The 19,157-nt window shown below is 52.2% G+C and carries 14 protein-coding genes; 6 read left to right on the plus strand and 8 right to left on the minus strand.

The window, feature by feature from the left end; translation table 11 throughout:
• The first annotated feature begins 208 nt into the window (after positions 1–208).
• The 3 genes from J1785_RS24835 to J1785_RS24845 all read left to right on the plus strand — a co-directional run bounded on the left by J1785_RS24835 (position 209) and on the right by J1785_RS24845 (position 4,774).
• Positions 209–1,492 carry an HAAAP family serine/threonine permease gene (locus tag J1785_RS24835; RefSeq protein ID WP_217139533.1) on the plus strand — a complete coding sequence of 428 codons (1,284 nt, stop codon included), beginning with the start codon at positions 209–211 and terminating at the stop codon, positions 1,490–1,492.
• 104 nt (positions 1,493–1,596) lie between these two features.
• The gene (locus J1785_RS24840) at positions 1,597–2,964 is read left to right on the plus strand and encodes an L-serine ammonia-lyase (protein WP_217220959.1); all 1,368 of its coding nucleotides are present in this window, start codon (positions 1,597–1,599) and stop codon (positions 2,962–2,964) included.
• 157 nt (positions 2,965–3,121) lie between these two features.
• Complete coding sequence (locus tag J1785_RS24845; protein WP_217220960.1) at positions 3,122–4,774, plus strand: dihydroxyacetone kinase subunit DhaK; 1,653 nt, start codon at positions 3,122–3,124, stop codon at positions 4,772–4,774.
• Positions 4,775–4,847: 73 nt separating this feature from the next.
• Here the strand turns inward: J1785_RS24845 and J1785_RS24850 are convergent, their stop codons facing one another.
• The gene (locus J1785_RS24850; RefSeq protein WP_217220969.1) at positions 4,848–6,323 is read right to left on the minus strand and encodes a SulP family inorganic anion transporter; all 1,476 of its coding nucleotides are present in this window, start codon (positions 6,321–6,323) and stop codon (positions 4,848–4,850) included.
• A 428-nt stretch (positions 6,324–6,751) separates the two neighbouring features.
• Here J1785_RS24850 and J1785_RS24855 point away from each other — a divergent pair, with 428 nt between their 5' ends.
• A complete protein-coding gene (locus tag J1785_RS24855) occupies positions 6,752–8,926 on the plus strand; it encodes a YgiQ family radical SAM protein (protein WP_217220961.1) in 2,175 nt (724 codons plus the stop codon).
• Here J1785_RS24855 and rhaM read toward each other — a convergent pair.
• The 5 genes from rhaM to rhaB form a co-directional block, all read right to left on the minus strand.
• Positions 8,901–9,215: an L-rhamnose mutarotase gene (gene rhaM / locus J1785_RS24860; protein WP_013577125.1), complete on the minus strand. Its 315-nt coding sequence runs from the start codon at positions 9,213–9,215 to the stop codon at positions 8,901–8,903. The genes J1785_RS24855 and rhaM overlap by 26 nt on opposite strands.
• 98 nt (positions 9,216–9,313) lie before the next feature.
• Positions 9,314–10,462: a lactaldehyde reductase gene (fucO, locus tag J1785_RS24865; RefSeq protein ID WP_217220962.1), complete on the minus strand. Its 1,149-nt coding sequence runs from the start codon at positions 10,460–10,462 to the stop codon at positions 9,314–9,316.
• A 136-nt stretch (positions 10,463–10,598) separates the two neighbouring features.
• A complete protein-coding gene (rhaD, locus tag J1785_RS24870; protein ID WP_129953292.1) occupies positions 10,599–11,423 on the minus strand; it encodes a rhamnulose-1-phosphate aldolase in 825 nt (274 codons plus the stop codon).
• Between the two features lie 52 nt (positions 11,424–11,475).
• Positions 11,476–12,732: an L-rhamnose isomerase gene (locus tag J1785_RS24875; protein WP_129953291.1), complete on the minus strand. Its 1,257-nt coding sequence runs from the start codon at positions 12,730–12,732 to the stop codon at positions 11,476–11,478.
• On the minus strand, positions 12,729–14,213 hold the full coding sequence (gene rhaB, locus J1785_RS24880; RefSeq protein ID WP_129953290.1) for a rhamnulokinase: 1,485 nt from the start codon (positions 14,211–14,213) through the stop codon (positions 12,729–12,731). Before rhaB ends, J1785_RS24875 begins: the two co-directional genes overlap by 4 nt.
• A gap of 338 nt (positions 14,214–14,551) precedes the next feature.
• On the opposite strand from rhaB, the gene rhaS reads away from it, so the two are divergent.
• Together rhaS and rhaR are read left to right on the plus strand one after the other, a co-directional pair.
• Positions 14,552–15,379 (plus strand): HTH-type transcriptional activator RhaS, encoded by an 828-nt coding sequence (rhaS, locus tag J1785_RS24885; protein WP_129953289.1) that lies wholly within the window; start codon positions 14,552–14,554, stop codon positions 15,377–15,379.
• 83 nt (positions 15,380–15,462) lie between these two features.
• Positions 15,463–16,335 (plus strand): HTH-type transcriptional activator RhaR, encoded by an 873-nt coding sequence (gene rhaR, locus J1785_RS24890; RefSeq protein ID WP_129953288.1) that lies wholly within the window; start codon positions 15,463–15,465, stop codon positions 16,333–16,335.
• A gap of 28 nt (positions 16,336–16,363) precedes the next feature.
• On the opposite strand, the gene rhaT is transcribed toward rhaR, so the two are convergent.
• Together rhaT and J1785_RS24900 are read right to left on the minus strand one after the other, a co-directional pair.
• On the minus strand, positions 16,364–17,398 hold the full coding sequence (gene rhaT / locus J1785_RS24895) for an L-rhamnose/proton symporter RhaT (RefSeq protein WP_217220963.1): 1,035 nt from the start codon (positions 17,396–17,398) through the stop codon (positions 16,364–16,366).
• 587 nt (positions 17,399–17,985) lie between these two features.
• Positions 17,986–19,080 carry a GGDEF domain-containing protein gene (locus J1785_RS24900; protein ID WP_217220970.1) on the minus strand — a complete coding sequence of 365 codons (1,095 nt, stop codon included), beginning with the start codon at positions 19,078–19,080 and terminating at the stop codon, positions 17,986–17,988.
• Between the last annotated feature and the right edge of the window lie 77 nt (positions 19,081–19,157).

The following is a 19,157-nucleotide window of genomic DNA, read 5'->3' on the forward strand; positions in this document are numbered from 1 at the left end:
ATAATAGACGCCATTTTATCAATATTCGTGACCATGATCTCAAAGCCACACCGTTAGGCAGATTTTTATGCTGCTGATAGGTATCATGCCCGCATTAATGGTATGTTTTAACCGTCAGGATGGTTTTTTCGATGACGGGTGCAGTAAAAAAACATCAACCATTCCTGGGGAAAACGGAATTATTTTTATAATTAGGTACTGAGGAATCATGGATAATACAACAATCGGGACACTGTCTAAAAAATCAGTAAGTTCCTGGCGTAAAACTGACACCATGTGGATGTTAGGTTTATATGGAACGGCAATTGGTGCAGGCGTTCTTTTCCTTCCTATTAATGCGGGGATTGGCGGGTTAATACCGTTAATTATTATGGCCATCCTCGCTTTCCCAATGACTTTCTTCGCTCACCGCGGCTTAACCCGTTTTGTTTTATCGGGTAAAAATGCCGGTGAAGATATTACGGAAGTGGTGGAAGAACATTTTGGTATTACAGCCGGTAAATTAATTACACTGTTATATTTCTTCGCCATTTATCCTATTTTACTGGTTTACAGCGTGGCGATCACGAATACGGTTGAGAGTTTTATTACTCATCAGATGCATATGAATGCGCCGCCGCGTGCGTTGCTGTCTCTGATCCTGATCCTCGGATTAATGACGCTGGTGCATTTTGGCCAGGATATCATTGTGAAGGCGATGAGCATTCTGGTGTTCCCGTTTGTGGCGGTGTTGATGGCGCTGGCGCTTTACCTTATTCCTAACTGGAATACGTCAGTGTTTGAAAACGTCTCACTGTCCGGGAACGGCGTGGGTCACGGTATGCTGATGACGCTGTGGCTGGTGATCCCGGTCATGGTGTTCTCGTTCAACCACTCGCCAATTATCTCCTCTTTTGCTGTAGCAAAACGCAAAGAATACGGTGATGACGCGGAGAAGAAATGCTCGCGCATTCTGGCCTTTAGCCACATCATGATGGTACTCACGGTGATGTTCTTTGTCTTCAGCTGTGTCCTGAGCCTGTCTCCGGCCAACCTGATGGAAGCCAAAGCGCAAAACGTGTCTATTCTGTCTTATTTAGCTAATCACTTCTCTAATCCGGTGATTGAATATATCGCGCCGTTTATTGCCTTTATCGCCATTACCAAATCTTTCCTCGGCCATTATCTGGGGGCGCGTGAAGGTTTTAATGGCATGGTGATTAAATCTCTGCGCGGCAAAGGCAAAACAATTTCCCTGCCAACGCTGAACCGTTATACCGGTATCTTTATGTTATTAACCACCTGGTTAGTCGCAACCCTGAATCCAAGTATTCTGGGTATGATCGAAACGCTGGGTGGTCCGATTATTGCGATGCTGTTATTCCTGATGCCAATGTATGCCATCCGTAAAGTCCCTGCGATGAAAAAATACAGCGGCCATATCAGCAACGTCTTCATTGTTATTATGGGTTTGATTGCGATGTCAGCCATTGTATTCAGCCTGATGGGCTAATTATTAACGTTATCTGAAATAAAGTGAGCGGGAATATCCCGCTCCTTTCTCTCCCGTTTCCCTTTTTATTCTGCCCGTAAATAATTTCACATGGAGTGCCCACCGTGATCAGCGTCTTCGATATTTTCAAAATTGGTATTGGTCCATCCAGTTCGCATACTGTTGGTCCGATGAAAGCCGGGAAAATATTCACTGATGAGCTTATCTCTTCAGGTTATATAACCCAAACGACCCGCGTGGCGGTTGATGTTTACGGGTCATTATCATTGACCGGTAAAGGACACCATACTGATCTGGCTATCATTATGGGGCTGGCGGGTAATATGCCGGATGACGTAGACATCGATGCGATCCCGGCGTTTATCCGTCAGGTAGAAAATACCGGACGTCTGATGCTGGGCAAGGGCGTAAAAGAAGTGGATTTTCCGGCCGGTTCAGGCATGAATTTCCATTCCGGCAATCTGCCGTTGCATGAAAATGGTATGACAATCAGCGCATTCAGCGGTGATGAACTGCTGTATACGCAAACTTATTATTCTGTCGGCGGTGGCTTTATTGTCGAAGCCAGCAAGTTTGGTGTGCAGGATGAAAATCCGGTGCTGCGTCCGTATCCGTTCCGCTCGGCCAGCGATTTGCAGAAACATTGCACGGACACCGGTCTGTCATTGTCGGCTCTGATGCTGCAAAACGAACTGGCGGGGCATACACGCACAGAAATCAGCGATCACTTTGCGGCCATCTGGAATGTGATGAGCGAAGGCATTACGCGCGGTATCCATACCGAAGGTTTGCTGCCGGGGCCGATGAAAATCAACCGCCGTGCTGCCGCGCTGCGCCGCATCCTGGTAACGCAGGATAAAAACAATGTCGATCCGATGGGCGTCGTGGACTGGATCAATATGTACGCGATGGCGGTTAACGAAGAAAATGCGGCGGGCGGCCGTGTGGTTACTGCTCCCACCAACGGCGCGTGCGGCATCATCCCTGCCGTGCTGACATATTATGATCAGTTTATCCGCCCGGTCAGTCCTGACTCTTACAGCCGTTTCTTCCTGGCTTCCGGCGCGGTCGGCATTCTGTTCAAAATGAATGCGTCGATTTCCGGTGCGGAAGTGGGCTGTCAGGGTGAGGTCGGCGTGGCCTGTTCGATGGCGGCGGCAGGCCTGACAGAACTGCTGGGCGGCAGCACCGCGCAGGTATTTATGGCGGCAGAAATCGCGATGGAACATCACCTCGGGCTGACCTGCGATCCGCTGGCCGGGCAGGTTCAGGTGCCATGCATCGAGCGCAACGCCATTTCGGCCGTGAAAGCGGTCAATGCATCACGTATGGCATTACGCCGCACCAGCGAACCGCGTGTGTGTCTCGATAAAGTCATCGAAACCATGTACGAAACCGGCAAGGACATGAACTCGAAATACCGTGAAACCTCGACAGGAGGTCTGGCGATTAAAGTTCTCGCCTGCAATTGATTTCTTTTCTCATCCTTTCCTAAAAGGCGGGAAACCGCCTTTCTCGTCTCCTTCCTGATTTTTGTCCTGTGCTATGTTTTCAGATACCTGCATTACGCAGAGGTATGTTTTTTCTGCCTCACAACACCTGGAAAACAGTTAAAAGGAAAGGTTCGGTATGTCTAAATTCTTCATGAATGACCGCAAGACTCTGATTAACGATGTTATCGAAGGGGTGATCCTGACCTCTCCCTATAAAAACCTGGCAAAACTGGATATCGATCCGGCCATCCGTGTGGTCGTACGGCGTGACTGGGATAAGAAAAAGGTTGCACTGATTTCAGGGGGTGGCTCGGGTCATGAACCGGCGCATATGGGGTTTGTTGGCAAAGGCATGCTCACGGCGGCAGTGTGCGGCGAAGTGTTTGCTTCCCCGAGCGTGGACGCCGTGCTGAATGCGATTGTGACGGTCACCGGTAAAGCCGGCTGTTTGCTGATCGTCAAAAATTATACCGGCGACCGTCTGAACTTTGGTCTGGCTGCTGAGAAAGCGAAAGGCATGGGCTATGACGTCGAGCTGGTGATGGTCTCCGACGACATTTCCCTGCCGGACAACAAGCAGCCGCGCGGCATCGCCGGGACGGCGCTGGTGCATAAAATTGCCGGTTACGCGGCTGAGCAGGGCAAATCTCTGAAAGAGGTCGCCAAAATTGCTCAGCAGGCGATTGACGCCACTGCCAGTATCGGTGTTGCGGCGGCCGGGTGCAGCCTGCCGGCTGGCGGTGAAGATGAGGAAGAACAACGTATCGAATCCGGCCACGTTGAGCTGGGCTTAGGCATTCACGGCGAACCGGGTGTGTCGACCCTGAAAACCCAGAACAGTAAAAAAGTGGTGGATACGCTGGTTGGTAAGCTTGCGGAACACGTGAAAAAAAGCGACAAGCTGGCGATACTGATCAATAACCTCGGTGGCGTTTCTCCGCTCGAGATGAATCAGATCACCAAAGAACTGGTGCATTCGGCGCTGGGCAGTTCGATCCGTTATCTTATTGGCCCGGCATCGCTGGTCAGTGCGCTGGATATGAAAGGTTTCTCGCTGTCGGTAATTGCCCTTAAAGGCGGTATTGAAGAAGCATTGCTGGCAGAAGTGGAAGCGTCCGGCTGGCAGCCTCTGGTGAAGCTGGAAAAACTGGCGACCAAAAAAGGCAAGAAAATCAGCGATAAGAAAGCGGTGAAAGCGTCTTCGAACGCGCAGGTCGGCAAAATCGTTGAAACCATTACTCAGACACTGTCTGATCTGGAAGATGAGCTGAATAAACTTGATGCCAAAGTCGGTGACGGTGATACCGGTTCGACCTTTGCCACCGGCGCGCGTGATATTCAGAAAGAAAACAAAGGCAATAAATTACCACTGAACAATGTGGCCGATCTTCTGAGCGTAGTCGGTGATCGTCTGGCGACCGTGATGGGCGGATCCAGCGGTGTGCTGATGTCGATCTTCTTTACCGCCGCCGGTAAGAAAGTCGGCGAGGGTGAAAAATTACCGAAAGCGCTGTTGTTCGGCCTCGAACGCATGAAGCATTACGGCGGGGCTGATCTCGGCGATCGCACGATGATCGACGCACTGCAACCGGCGCTGGAAGCCCTTGGCAAAAAAGATGCGCTGAAAGGGGCGGCTAAAGCGGCAGCCAAAGGGGCCAAAGACACGGCCAGCATGAAGAAAGCCAATGCCGGGCGTTCTTCTTATCTCAGCAGCAACAGCCTGAAAGGGGTGAAAGATCCCGGCGCGGTGGCCGTTGAAAAAGTGTTTGAGGCGCTGGCGAAGAAATAAGATTTACGCCAGCAAAAGAAGAAAGGCCTGCGGGAAACCGGCAGGCCTTTTTATTATTCTCAGCCCTTTGAAATCAATGTCCGACCGGCCAGCGATCCAGCGTGATATTGCGCTCCGGTGCTTTCGCCACGAAATCTGACAGCACCGCTTTCACATCAGGGTCGATATAACCGACATTCTCACGTTCGACACGGACCACGCTGTTATCGGGGATTTCCGCCAGCAGGCTCTGTAAACGCGGGTTATGCAGGAACGTCAGGTTTTGGTGAAAACGCATCACATAATGATTTTCGTCGCGTGTAAGCTGCATCGCATTGTGATGGCTTTTGTAGGTGCTCGACAGCAACTGCGCGAGCAACCCGATGCCGATCCCGGCCAGCATACCGAAGAGCAGAATACCCGCCAGCGTGGCGATAAACGGCAAAAACTGCGGCAGGCCAAGCCGCCACTGGGTCATGAAAAGTGCCGGTGAGGCCAGTTTGTAGCCGGTATACAGCAGCACCGCAGCCAGGCAGGCCAGCGGAATGGTGTTAAGCATTTCGCTGAAAAACATGCCGCACAAAAGCAATAACACACCGTGAAGCAGGATCGATACCTTACTGCGCGCGCCGGTATTCACATTCACCGAACTGCGTACGATCACAGCGGTGATCGGCATGCCGCCGAGAAATCCGCTGATCAGATTCCCGATCCCTTGCGCGCGCATTTCTTTATCGGGCGAAGGCGCGGGTGTTTGCTCTTTCAGCTTCTTCAGCGCTTCCTGGCTAAGCAGCGTTTCCAGGCTGGCGACCAGCGCCAATGTCGCGGCAATCACATAAATCTGCGGATTGTTCCACGCGCTCCAGTTCGGTTTTTCCAGCTGCGATGTCACTTCATCTACGCTGTCGAATTTCGGCAGCGCAATACGCGGCATAGCCTGTATCGAATCCGGTACGATGCGGTCACCGAAAATCACCGCCAGGCTTCCCCACAATACCGCCACCAGCGGGCCGGGCACATAAGTCATCAGCTTGATGCGCTTAAACGGCGGCGTCGTCCATAGCCACAAAATCAGCAATGCCACAGCCGGGACGATCAACGCTGTGGGCGACAAACTGAAGGCCGGATCGCTGAAAATGCCGCGTAATCCCTCTTCTCCCTGATAGCCCAGTGCGACCGGGATCTGCTGCATGATCAGTAAAATACCGATCGCTGCCAGCATGCCCTGGATCACCGAACCAGGGATCAGCGAGACAAAGCGTCCGGCTTTAATGATCCCGAAGACGATTTGCAGAACGCCCGCCAGCATCAGCGCCAGCAACAGAGAGGAAAAGGATCCGAGTGTTTCCATCGCGCCAACCACAATCGTCACCAGCCCGGCAGCCGGTCCGCTGACTGCAAAACGCGACGGACTGAGCAGGGTGACGATCACGCCACCGATAACGCCGGTCAGCAGGCCGACAAAAGGTGGCAATCCGCTGGCCTGAGCAATGCCAAGACTCAGCGGCAGCGCAACCAGAAACACGACAATCCCGGCCGGGATATCGTAACGCAGAAAATTCATGTTCAGATTTTCAGGGGATTTCATCGTCATGAAGCGGTCTCCACTGCGTATGAGGGGGTGAGGACGGGGCGTGGGAATAATGCGGTCACAATAGGCTTCTCTCTGTCAGGGGGCGGCGAAAATGCGCGATGGCCCGGTGGCGGTCAACGTCTAAAGTTAGAAATTCTTTAGTTACGATTTGAAGCTTTCTGATGCACTTTCTAACATGGTAGTCGGCAATTCCGCATAAGGAAAATCTTAGAGTGTTGCGGTGGTGATCACGGAAAATGGGATTTACGGCCTGAAAAGCTTGATCTGACGCATGACAAACCCACTTGTCGCAGCAGCCGTTTTTTCGCCCAAGTATAATCTCCGGCCTTGATTTTCTGGCTGCGAAATCACGATGCATTAGCCGTGCTTAAGCAAAATTCCTCTTTTTTCAGCGAAAACTCTTTATGCCAATCAGCCTGATCCAACCCGAACGCACCCTGTTTTCTTATCCGCGCTACTGGGCCGAATGCTACGGCACGGCACCGTTTTTCCCGATGAGCCGGGCGGAAATGGATGAACTTGGCTGGGACAGCTGTGACGTGATCGTGGTGACCGGCGATGCGTATGTCGATCATCCGAGTTTTGGCATGGCGATCATTGGCCGCATGCTGGAAGCGCAAGGTTTTCGTGTCGGGATCATTGCGCAGCCGGACTGGAGCAACAAAGAGGATTTCATGCGGCTCGGGAAGCCGAATCTGTTTTACGGCGTGACCGCCGGCAATATGGATTCGATGATCAACCGCTATACCGCCGACCGGAAATTGCGTCATGACGATGCCTATACGCCAGGTAACGTGGGCGGTAAACGTCCCGATCGCGCAACGCTGGTCTACACCCAGCGCTGTAAAGAAGCCTACAGCGATGTCCCGGTTTTGCTCGGCGGTATCGAAGCCAGCCTGCGTCGTATCGCACATTACGATTACTGGTCCGATACCGTGCGCCGCTCGGTGCTGGTGGATTCCAAAGCGGACATGCTGATTTACGGCAATGGTGAAAGGCCGCTGGTGGAAGTGGCGCACCGCCTGGCCGCGGGGGAATCCATCAGTGACATTCATGATGTGCGTAACACCGCCGTGATGCGCAAAACGGCGCTGACCGGCTGGAGCGGTGTCGATTCCACACGCCTTGATAAACCGGGGCGCATTGAGCCGATCATGAACCCGTACGGTGAGGATCTGCCGTGTTCAGAAGGGGAATTACCTGCGCCGGATGCCCCGCAGCCGGTAACGGTGCGCGCGCCAAAGCCGAAACCGTGGGAGAAAACCTACGTTCTGCTGCCGTCATTTGAAAAAGTGAAGGGCGATAAAGTGCTGTACGCGCATACTTCGCGCATTCTGCATCACGAAACCAACCCCGGCTGTGCGCGTGCGCTGATGCAAAAACACGGCGACCGCTATGTGTGGATCAATCCACCGGCTATCCCGCTGTCTACCGAAGAAATGGACGATGTATTTGGCCTGCCGTTCCAGCGCGTACCCCATCCGTCTTACGGCAAGGCGAAAATTCCGGCATATGACATGATCCGTTTCTCGATCAATATTATGCGTGGCTGTTACGGCGGTTGTGCGTTTTGTTCGATCACCGAACATGAAGGGCGGATCATTCAGAGCCGCTCTGAAGCGTCGATCGTCCGGGAAATAGAAGAGATCCGCGACAATGTTCCGGGATTCACCGGTGTGATTTCCGATCTGGGTGGCCCGACCGCCAACATGTATATGCTGCGCTGTCAGTCGCCGAAAGCGGAGCAAAGTTGTCGCCGCGCGTCCTGTGTGTATCCGGAAATTTGTACACACATGGACACTAACCATGAGCCGACGATCAACCTTTACCGCCGTACGCGCAGTCTGAAGGGGATCAAGAAAATCCTGATCGCGTCAGGCGTACGTTATGATCTGGCGGTGGAAGATCCGCGCTATATCAAAGAACTGGCCGAGCATCACGTGGGCGGGTATCTGAAGATCGCGCCGGAACATACCGAAACCGGGCCGTTGTCCAAAATGATGAAACCGGGGATGGGCAGTTATTACCGGTTCAAAGAGCTGTTCGACAGTTATTCGAAACAGGCCGGGAAAGAGCAGTATCTGATCCCGTATTTCATTTCTGCGCATCCGGGCACACGCACTGAAGACATGATCAATCTGGCGCTGTGGCTGAAGAAAAATCGTTTCCGGCTGGATCAGGTGCAGAATTTTTATCCGTCGCCGCTCGCCAGTGCCACCACTATGTATTACAGCGGTAAGAATCCGCTCGGCAAAGTGGATTATAAAAGTGAAGATGTGGTCGTGCCGAAAGGCGATCGTCAGCGGCGGTTGCATAAAGCCTTACTGCGCTATCACGATCCGGTGAACTGGCCGGTGATCCGTGAGGCACTGACTGCGATGGGTATGCGCCGCCTGATAGGGATTCGCCCTGATTGTCTGGTGCCCCCGGACGGTTTTGATCCGCAATGTGCGGCCTCACGTTCAGGCAAAGCGAAACCGGCTGCTACGCGTTTTACCCCCGCAAAAACGCAAAATCCGGCGGCCGCAAAAGCAAAACCCGCCGGACAGAGGGTTAATCGAGGTAAAAGACCGGTTTAAGGTCGTTGCTGACCGGACTGTTATCGGCATTGGCAGGCATTACGTCTGCCATATGCTTCCACCATTTCTGGCATATTTCCGTTTTCGCCACCGCGTTCCATCTTTCTTCTGATTCAATTTCCACATAGCCAAACAGCAGATTACGTTTTTCATCGAGGAAAATGCTGTAGTGATGCGCCCCGTGGGCTTTCAGGGTTTCCGCCAGTTCCGGCCAGATTGGCGAGTGTCGGCGCTGATATTCATCGTGTGCATTCGCATTAACCTGCATCACGAAGGATTTACGGATCATATTTTTCTCCGGTTAGATTTACTCCCTCCCCTGCGAAGGGGAGGGAGTAAAGAAATGACACCTGCTTTCTTCCCCTTCACAGAGGCAGAAGCTAAAAACTACATGGCTTTCAGATACAACTCGCGCACTTCTTCACGGGTTGCGGTGCGCGGATTGCACGGCGCACATGGGTCAGCGAGAGCCTTGTCGAGCCAGCCTTCGATATCCGCTTCACAAATGCCCAGTTCTTTGAAACCGGAAGGGATCCCCACGCGGGTGGACAATTGGCGGATAGCGTCAATGGCCGCAATACTGGCCTGCGTTTCGCTGATACCTTGCGTCTGTACGCCCATCGCGCGGGCAATGTCGGCAAAGCGGTGAGGCGCACTGGCGCGGTTAAACGCTTCGACGACCGGCAGCAGGATCGCATTACAGACGCCGTGCGGCAGATTATGTGTCGCGCCAGGCTGATGCGCCAGTGCGTGAACCAGCCCCAAACCTGCGCTGTTAAATGCCATACCGGCCAGATATTGCCCCTGCGCCATTTTCTCGCGGGCTTCGATATCATCGCCGTGATCGACGGCTTTTGGCAGCCATTGCGTGATCGTTGAAATCGCGGCAAGTGCTGTCGGGTCAGTCAGCGGATGTGCGCCGACGGAAACATAGGCTTCGATGGCGTGGGTCAGCGCATCCATGCCGGTCGCGGCGGTGACACTGGCCGGAATTTTGAGCATCACTGCCGGATCGTCCACGGCGATATCCGGGATCAGACTGGCGTCGATGATCACTTCTTTCACCTGACGCTGGCTGTCGATGATCACCGCATTACTGGTGAGTTCTGCCGCTGTGCCTGCCGTAGTATTAATCGCCACCAGAAAGACACCCGGTTTACTGACTTTGCCGATACCGGAATACAGGGTGGCAGGGCCCGGATTGGCGGTCAGAATTTTGATGCCTTTTGCGGTATCAATCGGGCTGCCGCCACCGAAAGCAATCAGATAATCGCAGTGGTTTTCCTGATACAGACGGAAGCCTTCATCAACATGGGCGGAGGTTGGATTCGGCACTACGCCGCCGTAAATGGCATAAGGCAGTCCGGCCTGTTTGAGTGCGGAGAATAAATTGTCGAGCAGACCCAGTTCGATTAACTGACCATCGGTCACGATAAGGGCTTTACCCTGTGGTTTAGTCGCCAGCATTGCAACCATATCTTCGATTGCGCCCTGACCGTGGAGGCTGATTTTAGGTAAGGCCAACATGAAACTCATAAAAATTCCCTCTATAGAGTAAGTAAAATAGGTGTTCTGCTGCCTGCTGCTCCGGGGTCTTTGCCATTTCCTGCTACGGGGAACATCCGCTGTCCCCCGTGCATGATTTATGATGTCAGGAGCATAAAGTGCCTGATCAGGCTTTTAATGCGGCCTCGAAAGGTGTGACTTCAAAACGTTTGCCGAGGGCAATCAGTTCTTCAGTCTGGATAGTTTGTTTCATCCCCCCCATGGAAATCACTTTCACCAGGATCTCCGCTGATTTTTCGGCAGTGTCGATCAGGCCAAAAGCGTCGTCCAGCGTCGGGCCGCAACCGAAGATACCGTGGAACGCCCACAGCACCAGGCTGTGATGTTGCATCCGGTCGGAAGTCGCTGCTCCGATACCATCGGTGCCCGGCACCATCCACGGTACAATCCCCACGCCGTCGGGGAAGACCACCAGACATTCCGTGCTGCATTCCCACAATTTGCGGGTGATCTTGGCGCTGTCGAGTTCAAGCACGTACGTCAGTGCGATCAGGTTGGTCGCATGGCAGTGCATGATGACGCGATCCTGACCGTTGGTGACACGTTTACGTACGGCATGTGATTGCAGATGGGAGGCCAGCTCCGAAGTTGGCAAGCCGCCTGCGGTCAGACCCCACAGGATTTTGTAACTGGCACCTTTATCATCGAGCTGAATAACGGTCAGCGCTTCTGACGGGGCCAGTTGCACATTACGGAAAAACTTACCGGAGCCGGTCACGATGAAATATTCGTTGGCCAGATCGGGCGCGTGCTGAGTCAGCTCAACCTGACGTGGCTGCGCGTAAAAATCATTTATATAAGGTGCGACGTCTTCCGGTAACAGACGCATGCTGACGTTGCCGCCGTTACGTTCATCCCAGCCTTTCAGCCACATATCGGTGGTCGCCTTGACCATACCTTGTACAAACCACGAGCTAAATAATGTTTTCATCGGTGCTTTCCTGCGAATAAGGTGAATGCGTTTCTGGTGTGTTCAGCGGCACTTAACGTTTTGCCAGCACGCTGGTTTCGTAATGACGAATGGTATCCAGCCACTGACCGCCAACCGGTACGTCGTGACGCTGGCAATACATGTCCCATACGGCCTGCCACGGCAGGGATTTTTGTTCTTCCAGCAGGGCCAGACGCGCGGTGTAATCGCCTTCTGCTTCCAGCTGTTTCAGTAAACTGGTTGGTTCGAGCAGGGCTTTCAGCAGGGCTTTTTTCATATTGCGGGTGCCGATAACCCAGGCTGCGATGCGGTTGATCGAAGCATCGAAGAAATCCAGGCCGATATGCACGCGGTTGAACAGATTATGGCGCACGATTTCGCTGGCGATGGCTTGTGTCTCGTCGTCCAGCAGCACCACGTGATCGCTGTCCCAGCGTACCGGACGGCTGACGTGCAGCAGCAGGCGGGGCACATATAGCATCGCCGCAGAGATTTTGTCGGAAATCACTTCGGTTGGATGGAAGTGACCGGCATCGAGGCACAGCGCAGTGCCGCGACTGGCAGCGTAACCGAGATAGAATTCGTTTGAGCCGACGGTGTAGCTTTCAGAACCGATGCCAAACAGTTTGCTTTCGACGGCATCGATGTGTTCGGTGATATCAAACTTCTCAGAAATCACTTCATCAAGTGCGCTCATCAGGCGCTGGCGCGGTGCCAGACGGTCTACGGTGATGTCTTTCATGCCATCCGGCACCCAGATATTCATCACTGACGGCGTGCCCAGTGCACGGCCAAACGAGGCGGAAATGCGGCGGCTGGCCTGGCAATGTTCAATCCAGAACTGACGAATTTCCGGGTTCGCGTGTGACAACGTGAAGCCGTCTGCGCTCATCGGGTGTGAGAAACAAGACGGGTTGAAGTCCAGACCCAGTTTGTTTTTCTTCGCCCAGTCAACCCAGCCGGTGAAGTGCTTCGGCTCGATTTCATTACGGGCTACGGGTTGATCGGACTCCAGATAAATCGCATGCAGATTCAGACGGTTAGGGCCGGGTATCATGGAAACTGCCAGTTCCAGATCAGCGCGGAGTTGCTGAGCGTTACGCGCTTTGCCGGGATAATTACCGGTCGCCTGAATGCCGCCGGTCAGGCTGCCTTCAGGATTTTCGAAGCCAGCGACATCATCCCCCTGCCAGCAATGGATAGAAACGGGCAGGGTATCAAGTTGTCTGATTGCAGCTTCGGCATCAATACCCAGCTGTGCAAAGCGTTCTTTGGCAAGTGTCCATGCTTGATCGATAGATGAAGTCATACTGCGAGTTCCTCATTGGCGTGACAGAGCGCCTGAAAGCGGCGCCAGTGAATAGCGAAATCCGCGTGAATACGGGGAAGGTAATGGTGTTGCTCAAAATTCGTGGCAACAATGCGACGAAATTCAGCGGTATCGTTGACGGCGTTCAGCGCCATCAGCTGGCAACCGATATTGCCCAGCGTTGAGGCCTCGACCGGGCCTGCGCTGACGCGTACCTGACAGACATCAGCACAAAGCTGGTTCAGGAACTGGTTCTGGCTGCCGCCGCCAACGATATGGATATCTTCCAGCGGTGCCCCTTGTAACTGAGCAAGTTGCAATGCAATTTTGCGGTACAGCATGGCAAGGCTGTCGAAAATACAGCGAGCCAGTTCAGCCGGGGACTCCGGTACCGGATCACCCGTTTGACGGCAGGCATCACGAATGGCAGCGACCATGGAGGGAGGATTGATAAAGCGATCTTCGTTCGGGTTAATCAGATAAGTGAACGGCGTGACGTTTTTAGCCAGCGTGATGAGTGACGGTAAATCCTGGATGTTCAGTTCGCGGCAAACCCGCTGAAACAACCATAACCCCATGATATTTCTTAATACACGATAGCTGCCATCAATGCCGCCTTCGTTAGTGATATTGTCGTGAAGAGCCTCAGCATGGTTAAAGGCTTGCGGGCTTTCAATGCCCATCAGCGACCAGGTGCCGGAACTGAGGTAGGCGCTGTGTGATCGGGTCAGCGGGGCGGCAACCACCGCGCTGGCAGTATCGTGCGTCGCGACGCTGAATACCGGCACGCTGCGGCCGCGGGGGCTTTTCCACACTCCCCGGGAATGACCCGGCTGGGTGGGTTTTTGTAACCAGCGGCGTGGTACACCCGCCAGTTTCAGCAAGTCTTCGTCCCAGTCACCGGTGGCGAGATTGAGCATTTGCGTGGTGCTGGCGTTGGTGTATTCCCAGTTCAGTTTGCCGGTGAGGCGGTAAAAGAAATAATCCGGGATCATCAGCATGTGAGCCGCTTTATTGACGATGTCAGGCTGCTGTTCGCTCAATGCACGCAGTTGGTAAAGTGTATTAAACGGCATGAACTGGATGCCGGTTTTCTGGTACAAATTTTCACGGCCAAATTGCTGTTCCACCCGCGCCATCACGCCTTCCGTGCGGTTGTCACGATAAGCAACCGGTAAACCGACCCGCTGCCCCTGAGCATCAAGCAGGACGTAATCCACCCCCCAGGTATCAATCCCGATACCGTCAAGCTGAACGCCGGATGCATCAAGGCGATTCAGCCCTTCAAGAATGTGTTTTTCCAGCGCATCAAGGTCCCAGGTATCGTGACCATCAACGCGGATCAGGTTATTAGGAAACCGGTGGATTTCTTTCAATGTCAGCGTTGCTGCCGGATCGGGATCCTGACGGGTAAATGTCGCCAGCATCACCCGGCCGCTGGAAGCGCCGAGGTCAATAGCGGCAAGATGGTGAGTTGTCATAGCGGCCATTCCTTATTGAAGATATGGCCAGTGTAGGGGGAGCGCCTGAAAGGCACCTTCCGGTGATTGCCACCGGTTTTGGCAGGATGGCAGCATTAAAAAGGTAGATGCGAGGCAGATCACATAATGCTCCAAAGCTGGCTGAAACAGGGCTATCCGCAGCTGAGTAATGCGGCATAAGCGATTGTGATCTTTGCCGCAGATCTGCATCAGGGCAGAGGGAATCTTTGAAATATGACCGTTTATGATGCTTTTACTGCCGTGGTTTGAAGGCAGGAAAGCAGGCCGCAGGGTAGGGTGTTCCCCGAAGCACAGTGATTTTGAACCGGAGGTGATACATGACGTTACTGAGAGGTGATGATTATTTTGCGGCGCCTGAGCTGACCGTGACGGTTGAGCGCCGGCTCCCACAAGATGTATTCCCGGAGCACTACCATGATTTCCATGAAATTATGCTGGTGGAAAGCGGATCAGGTGTGCATATCTTTAACGACAACCCTTATACACTGACGGCCGGTGCGGTCTGTTTCGTGCGAGCCAGTGATCATCATCTGTTTGAAAATGTTGATAACTTACGTCTGACCAATGTGTTGTTCCGCTCACCGAAGGCGTTCCGTTTCATTCAGGACGTCAGCCACTTCCTTCCTCAGGAACATCACTATCAGTCGCAGATCCACTGGCAGCTCAGCCCGTGTGTACTTTCACAGGTGCTGAACTGCATTACACAACTTGAAGCACTGCCGGACAGCGTTGAAATGGAACATATCGCGACCCGTGAAAGTCTGTTTTTACAATTGCTGATCCTGCTTTATCAGGATTGTTTCCAGCCACAATTGCGAGATACCTCGGAAAACAGGGTCAATCAACTTTTGCAATGGCTCCAGTCGCATTACAGTGAGGAAGTCAACTGGACCGAAGCTGCAGAACGCTTCTCACTGGCGCTGCGAACATTACATCGTCAGATGAAGCATTACACCGGCATGACGCCGCAGCGGTATCTTAACCGGCTGAGGTTGCTGGAAGCGCGCCGTCGTTTACATCATAGCGATCAAAGCATTACCGATATCGCTTATGCCTGCGGGTTCAGTGACAGTAACCACTTCTCGACACAGTTTCGTCGGGAATTTTCGGTGTCGCCAAAACTCATGCGTGATCAGTTGCGTTAAACGGCACCTCTCGCAGTTTCCGGTATGTTTACCTGAGTACTGCCTCGTTTATTTTGTCGTCAAACGGGTGAGAGATTGCAAATATGTCGTTGAAATTGAATAAAAATGATTTCTTTCTGACCGACATGAATTCGGTGGTGGTGGCTGAACGCCATCCCCAGGCCGACTTTCCGAGTCATGACCATGATTTTGATGAACTGGTTATTGTCTGGCGCGGTAATGGTCTGCATGTCTGGAACGATATCCCTTATCCCATCACCTGCGGTGACCTGTTTTATATTAATTCACGGGACCGGCATAGCTATGAGTCAGTCAACGAACTGGCACTGGATAATGTGCTGTTTTGCCGTGAGCGTTTCGGGCTGGCGGCCGACTGGTCGCAATTATTGCCGGGCGAGAATGTCAGCCAGGAACAACGTTACTGGCGGCTGAGTACGCTTGGCATGTCAGTTTTGCGCGATAAAGTGGATGAGCTTGCTAAAGAGTGTATGAAATCGGAGCCGCTTTCGGTGCAACTGAGCGAAGCCCTGCTGATGCAGCTGGCACTATTGTTATTACGCTTTCGCCAGCGGCCGGACAGTGGCGCGTTACCGGATGCGCATCAGCTGGATTTATTGCTGATGGCCCTGCGGGCAAATATCGCCGCTCCCTTCCACCTTGAAACGTTTTGCCTGCAACATCAGCTTAATCCGCGTGCTTTACGTTCGCTGTTCAAGCAGCACACCGGCATGAGTGTGACCCATTATTTACGTCAGCTGAGGCTTTGCCGGGCGATGAGTTTGCTGCGTTATGGCAACATGACAATCAGTGATGTGGCCGCTGAATGCGGCTTTGATGACAGTAACTATTTTTCTGTGGTGTTCAGTCGGGCAAGTGGTGTTTCACCGCGTGACTACCGGCAACGTTTTACACAGCAGGCCGGTAAAATCCTTTTATCCTCAATGACCGCAGAATAAATTCTGCGGTCATTGAGCGATGCAGCGCTTACAGTGCCATACCCAGACCGACAATATTTGCCGCCAGAATAATCACCAGCGCACCGATGCAAAGCACACGCACCGGTTTTTTGCCTACACCGAGCCATTCTTTTAGCACCAGACCGACGATGCCCCCGCACAAGACGTAGAAACTCATGTGCAGCATCCAGCTCATGTAATCATATTCTGCCGGAATACTGGCATGACCCCAGGCGTAGAAGAAGAACTGCAGATACCACATTACGCCGCCAATAATGGAGAAGACCGCATTCGTAAGCAGCAGGGATTTCGCCACCGACATATCGGCGCGCAAAGAGAGGGTTTTACGTGTTGCCAGACGGATAAAGCAGAAGCCGAGGTTAACTACCGCACCGCCGCCCATGATCACCACATAACTCGGCAGGGCGACATACAGCGGATCAATCCCGAGCGCGCGCGCCGCTTCGTGCATGGGCACTGCAGCGCTCATGGCGAAAGACATCCCCGCAGAGAAAATTCCGCACATTACAGCCAGAATCAGCCCCTTACGCAGATTGAACTCTTCAGCTTTAATACCTAATGCTTTTTCTTTCAGGAAGCCCGCATAGCTGACAATGGCTACACCAATGACCGCAACAAATACGCCGAGCAGGGTGAGCTGGCCACCTAATGTGCCAAACAGAATGCCAATTTTGCCCTGCAAAACAGGCGTCATTAGCGTCCCGATAATCAGGGTAATGCCAATGGCGATGCCTATCCCCATCGACATGCCGAGATAGCGCATGGTCAGACCGTAATTGATGTTACCGATGCCCCACATGGCGCCAAACAGAAAAACGGGCAACAGAGTGGCAAAACTGAATGAACCGTAATAGGCCCGGAAATCAGGCAATAGCACGTAGCTGACCGCCCAGGGCAGAATGATCCAGGAAAAAAAGCCGCCAAGCGACCACATGGTTTCCCATGACCAATGTTTCACTTGTTTGAATGGCGCATAGAAGCAAGCTGCGCTGGCTGCCCCTATCAGATGCCAGATGATCCCTAACACTATCGAACTGTTCATACACCGGACCTTTTATTATGTAGAGTAATGGGTAAGCAAAAGCGCTGCTGTTAGCTGATCCTGCAGAAATCCGGACAGCGGGTGGCGGTAGTGTAAGAAGTGTCCGGCAGGGGAGCCTTCCGGTCAGTGCCACCGGAAAATCAGCGCTGGCACTCGCCGGAAGATGCACATGAGTCAGTTCACAAATCCGGTGGTCGAATTAATAATCACATTAAATCAACAAATTAAAGAATTTTATGAGATAGAGAGAGACCGTTTACAGAACAGGCTGAGAACATGCGGGAAGGCGACATAAAGATGTGCTTTAGGATTATTTTTATCTGTCAATATTTCGGTGTAATCGGGGGGCGTGAAGGGCTTATTTAAATAGAATTAAAAAGTTATAAAGTAACAGGGACGAGTAACATTCATTATTTAAGTCAATTTGTTTACTTTCAGCCAGAACCCTTAATCTGGCCGAAAGTTGAATGCTTATGCAGCGAAACTGAATGGCAGGTTATTTTTATGATGAACCGGCAAAACGCTGAACATCATTCGCAAAAATTATGAACGCTAAATAAGTTGTTAATCGGACATACAAACAATCGTCAGGCTATTTTTTCTTCGACGGTTTGCTGAATCTTTCCGGGTTGATCCCAGGCATAAAATATTTTATTACGACCACTGTTTTTTGCGTTATAGAGTGAGGTATCAGCTTTACCCAGAGCCTGAATAAAGTCACCTTCCTCCAGCGCAGCCAGCCCGGCACTGACCGTGACATGTGTGGAAACTTCAGCATTAAACAAATGCGGGATATTCAGCCCGAGGACTTTATTCTGGATACGCTCAGCCATGCGAACCGCATGCTCCTGCTGAACGTTGGACATCAGCACCAGAAACTCTTCTCCGCCATAACGGACAACCACATCCCGCGAGCGCACTGCATCGCGGATAGCGGCAGAAACACGCACCAGTGCCTGATCGCCCATCGTATGGCCATAGTTATCGTTATAGGCTTTGAAATGGTCGATATCGAGCAACATGACGTAGTGCCCGGAGGCCTGATTAAACAGTGTTTCCAGCTTATTCTGTAACCCCCGGCGGTTGTACAGGCCGGTCAGGGGATCAAGCATACTCAGGTCGCTGAATTTTTCCCGTTCACTGTAGAGATTGGCTACCATCCTGCGCGTGAATTCGTCACTGCGCCTCAGCATCAGATGATGCAGCCACAGGCCAATCAGTGGTAATGAAACTGAGAAAAGGATACGGCCGACATGTTGAAACTCGTCCAAAAAAATCACACAAAGAGTGGAAGGTACTGCATGCAGACAAAAAGCCAGAAAATTATCTGATAAAGCGATGGCGCTGATAAATAATATACTGAGTAAGCTGATTAAAAGATAATTTTTATCTAAATGGCTGGTTGCTTCAAAGCGGAAGGCTATTTGCCAGGCCCATAACAGGCCGACGGCAATGGAACAGATATTCAGATGGGCAGAGTAATTTTTCTTACTGAAAAAAGAAAATATCAGCCCTGAAAAACAAAGCACAAAAATCAGCACCAACGGTAATGGCGCAGGGGCTGCATTCTCTGGCGGGTAAGCCATAGAAAATAATGCTGTTGCGCTATTTAAAAAAAAGAATAGCAACATCGCCAGACGATGTTTGCTTTTAAGCAGCTCATCATAGGAATGAGATATCATCAAATTTACTCTATTTAGCTTGTGTTGTTCTGAATAGATAAAGTGCTTTAGCGCCTTGCACCGCATAATTATCCTAA

Origin of the sequence: Rahnella perminowiae (assembly GCF_019049755.1) — a bacterium.
GTDB classification, from domain to species: Bacteria; Pseudomonadota; Gammaproteobacteria; order Enterobacterales; family Enterobacteriaceae; genus Rahnella; species Rahnella perminowiae.

Bases quoted from the DNA above. Each gene is read 5' to 3' on its own strand.
- J1785_RS24835 (WP_217139533.1), top strand. From the start codon at position 209: ATGGATAATACAACAATCGGGACACTGTCTAAAAAATCAGTAAGTTCC.
- rhaB (WP_129953290.1), bottom strand. From the start codon at position 14,213: ATGACAACTCACCATCTTGCCGCTATTGACCTCGGCGCTTCCAGCGGC.
- fucO (WP_217220962.1), bottom strand. From the start codon at position 10,462: ATGAGTTTCATGTTGGCCTTACCTAAAATCAGCCTCCACGGTCAGGGC.
- rhaR (WP_129953288.1), top strand. From the start codon at position 15,463: ATGTCGTTGAAATTGAATAAAAATGATTTCTTTCTGACCGACATGAAT.
- rhaM (WP_013577125.1), bottom strand. From the start codon at position 9,215: ATGATCCGTAAATCCTTCGTGATGCAGGTTAATGCGAATGCACACGAT.
- J1785_RS24845 (WP_217220960.1), top strand. From the start codon at position 3,122: ATGTCTAAATTCTTCATGAATGACCGCAAGACTCTGATTAACGATGTT.
- rhaS (WP_129953289.1), top strand. From the start codon at position 14,552: ATGACGTTACTGAGAGGTGATGATTATTTTGCGGCGCCTGAGCTGACC.
- rhaT (WP_217220963.1), bottom strand. From the start codon at position 17,398: ATGAACAGTTCGATAGTGTTAGGGATCATCTGGCATCTGATAGGGGCA.
- J1785_RS24875 (WP_129953291.1), bottom strand. From the start codon at position 12,732: ATGACTTCATCTATCGATCAAGCATGGACACTTGCCAAAGAACGCTTT.
- J1785_RS24900 (WP_217220970.1), bottom strand. From the start codon at position 19,080: ATGATATCTCATTCCTATGATGAGCTGCTTAAAAGCAAACATCGTCTG.
- J1785_RS24855 (WP_217220961.1), top strand. From the start codon at position 6,752: ATGCCAATCAGCCTGATCCAACCCGAACGCACCCTGTTTTCTTATCCG.
- rhaD (WP_129953292.1), bottom strand. From the start codon at position 11,423: ATGAAAACATTATTTAGCTCGTGGTTTGTACAAGGTATGGTCAAGGCG.